The sequence below is a fragment of the Flavobacterium sp. LM4 genome (assembly GCF_002017935.1).
In the GTDB taxonomy this organism is placed as follows: Bacteria; Bacteroidota; Bacteroidia; order Flavobacteriales; family Flavobacteriaceae; genus Flavobacterium; species Flavobacterium chungangense.
In genome coordinates this window covers 1-3,475 of sequence record NZ_MUFW01000014.1, presented here as the reverse complement: position 1 = coordinate 3,475, position 3,475 = coordinate 1, and the positions used below count along the sequence as shown (strand labels likewise).

The following is a 3,475-nucleotide window of genomic DNA, read 5'->3' as shown; positions in this document are numbered from 1 at the left end:
CCCCCGCATCCAATCAGTAGCTCTACCTCTATATAACTATCGCCAGCGCTGCACCTAAATGCATTTCGGGGAGTACGAGCTATTTCCGAGTTTGATTGGCCTTTCACCCCTACCCACAGGTCATCCGAAGACTTTTCAACGTCAACCGGTTCGGACCTCCACACTGTGTTACCAGCGCTTCATCCTGCCCATGGGTAGATCACACGGTTTCGCGTCTAACACTACTGACTAAAGCGCCCTATTCAGACTCGCTTTCGCTACGGATCCGTGGCTTAACCACTTAACCTTGCCAGCAACGTTAACTCGTAGGCTCATTATGCAAAAGGCACGCCGTCACCCCACGAAAGGGCTCCGACCGCTTGTAAGCGTATGGTTTCAGGATCTATTTCACTCCGTTATTCACGGTTCTTTTCACCTTTCCTCACGGTACTGGTTCACTATCGGTCTCTCAGGAGTATTTAGCCTTAGCGGATGGTCCCGCCAAATTCAGACAGGGTTTCACGTGCCCCGCCCTACTCAGGATACCACTATCTATTATACTTGTTACCCATACGGGGCTATCACCCTCTATGGCCCGACTTTCCAGTCAGTTCCGGTTCCGTGTACATAAAATATCGTGGTCCTACAACCCCAACATTGCCGTAACAACATTGGTTTGGGCTAATCCGCGTTCGCTCGCCACTACTTACGGAATCACTTTTGTTTTCTTCTCCTCCGCCTACTTAGATGTTTCAGTTCAGCGGGTTTGCCCACCTATCGGTGTACTATGTCTTCAACATAGTGGGTTGCCCCATTCGGGTATCTACGGATCAATTCGTGTGTGCCGATCCCCGTAGCTTTTCGCAGCTTATCACGCCCTTCATCGCCTCTGAGAGCCTAGGCATCCCCATACGCCCTTATTTTGCTTATTGTACCAATCATAAATTAATATGACCGTTTTTTTTGTTTCTTGTTGTTTGTATCTCTACTATAACAAAAAACGCTTTCTACTTTTTATTATTTCTTATCTCAATATGTCAATGAACTTTAACAATTAATAATTATCAATTGATAATTGTCAATTATTTCGTGGAGAATAACGGAGTCGAACCGTTGACCTCCTGCGTGCAAGGCAGGCGCTCTAGCCAGCTGAGCTAATCCCCATTTTTTAGTTGTCAGTTAACAGTTTTCAGTTAACAGTACTTAAAACGGTTACTCAACCTCTAAAATTTCCTTTTAATTAAGCTAATCAGTCTTTTTAATTATCAATTGTCAATTAATAATTGTCAATTTGATTTTAAAAAGTAGTCCCGGGCAGACTCGAACTGCCGACCCCTACATTATCAGTGTAGTACTCTAACCAGCTGAGCTACGAGACTCTGTTTTACTTAATTTTCATTTTTTTTTAAATTAACAGCAAGAGTAATACAATCTTTCAATTCAGAACTTTAAAGATCTTCATCTTTTTTCCTCAGCGTGCACAAATGCTAACACTAAGGCTCTAGAAAGGAGGTGTTCCAGCCGCACCTTCCGGTACGGCTACCTTGTTACGACTTAGCCCTAGTTACCAGTTTTACCCTAGGCAGCTCCTTGCGGTCACCGACTTCAGGCACCCCCAGCTTCCATGGCTTGACGGGCGGTGTGTACAAGGCCCGGGAACGTATTCACCGGATCATGGCTGATATCCGATTACTAGCGATTCCAGCTTCACGGAGTCGAGTTGCAGACTCCGATCCGAACTGTGACCGGTTTTATAGATTCGCTCCTGGTCGCCCAGTGGCTGCTCTCTGTACCGCCATTGTAGCACGTGTGTAGCCCAAGGCGTAAGGGCCGTGATGATTTGACGTCATCCCCACCTTCCTCACAGTTTGCACTGGCAGTCTTGTTAGAGTTCCCGACATGACTCGCTGGCAACTAACAACAGGGGTTGCGCTCGTTATAGGACTTAACCTGACACCTCACGGCACGAGCTGACGACAACCATGCAGCACCTTGTAATTTGTCTTGCGAAAGATCTGTTTCCAAATCGGTCAAACTACATTTAAGCCTTGGTAAGGTTCCTCGCGTATCATCGAATTAAACCACATGCTCCACCGCTTGTGCGGGCCCCCGTCAATTCCTTTGAGTTTCATTCTTGCGAACGTACTCCCCAGGTGGGATACTTATCACTTTCGCTTAGCCACTGAAGTTGCCCCCAACAGCTAGTATCCATCGTTTACGGCGTGGACTACCAGGGTATCTAATCCTGTTCGCTACCCACGCTTTCGTCCATCAGCGTCAATCAATTAGTAGTAACCTGCCTTCGCAATTGGTATTCCATGTAATCTCTAAGCATTTCACCGCTACACTACATATTCTAGTTACTTCCTAATAATTCAAGTTCAGCAGTATCAATGGCCGTTCCACCGTTGAGCGATGGGCTTTCACCACTGACTTACTAAACCGCCTACGGACCCTTTAAACCCAATGATTCCGGATAACGCTTGGATCCTCCGTATTACCGCGGCTGCTGGCACGGAGTTAGCCGATCCTTATTCTTACGATACGTCAAGCTCCTATACATAGGAGTGTTTCTTCTCGTACAAAGCAGTTTACAATCCATAGGACCGTCATCCTGCACGCGGCATGGCTGGATCAGGCTTGCGCCCATTGTCCAATATTCCTCACTGCTGCCTCCCGTAGGAGTCTGGTCCGTGTCTCAGTACCAGTGTGGGGATCTCCCTCTCAGGACCCCTACCCATCGTAGCCTTGGTAAGCCGTTACCTTACCAACTAGCTAATGGGACGCATGCTCATCTTTTACCGTTGTGACTTTAATTACATCCTGATGCCAGGTCGTAATACTATGAGGTATTAATCCAAATTTCTCTGGGCTATCCCTCTGTAAAAGGTAGATTGCATACGCGTTACGCACCCGTGCGCCGGTCTCTCTATCCGAAGATAAATACCCCTCGACTTGCATGTGTTAAGCCTGCCGCTAGCGTTCATCCTGAGCCAGGATCAAACTCTTCATCGTATATTGTTGATTTAATTTACATCAAATCGTATTGTTATTCGAATCAGTATCTATCGGTTCTTATCGAATCTTCCGATTCTATTACTCTTATTCTTTTGCCTTAACATCTCTGTTAAAGCGGCTGTCAATTCAATATGTCTACGAACGTAATATTTTTTATTCTTTTCGCCTATCGTTTATCTCTCAAAGCGGGTGCAAAAGTAAAACTTCTTTTTGTTTCTCGCAAGAAAAAATTTAAAAATTTTTGAAACTTTTTTTTCGTTTCCTTTTTCTAATTTTCCTTCCAATACCTCAATGAACTTTCCGTGTTTTGCGGGTGCAAATGTAAAAAGCATTTTCAAATCTCACAAGCTTTTTTGAATCTTTTTTTTTAGAAAATTTCTTTTCCTTTAAATTCGTTTGCCTGTCAGTATTTCGATGAACGCTTCGCTGTTGCGGGTGCAAAAGTACAACCTTTATCCACTTTACCAAGCCTTTTTAT

The 3,475-nt window shown here is 44.9% G+C and carries 2 tRNA genes and 2 rRNA genes; all 4 read right to left on the bottom strand.

The annotated features are described in order from the left end of the window. Positions 1-911: ribosomal RNA gene (locus BXU10_RS24690) — 23S ribosomal RNA — on the bottom strand; the annotation flags it as partial. Between the two features lie 158 nt (positions 912-1,069). Beyond that, a tRNA-Ala gene (locus tag BXU10_RS24685) sits at positions 1,070-1,142 on the bottom strand. Positions 1,143-1,284: 142 nt separating this feature from the next. Continuing rightward, positions 1,285-1,358 (bottom strand) — tRNA-Ile (locus tag BXU10_RS24680). Between the two features lie 126 nt (positions 1,359-1,484). Beyond that, positions 1,485-2,994: ribosomal RNA gene (locus BXU10_RS24675) — 16S ribosomal RNA — on the bottom strand. Positions 2,995-3,475 lie beyond the last annotated feature (481 nt).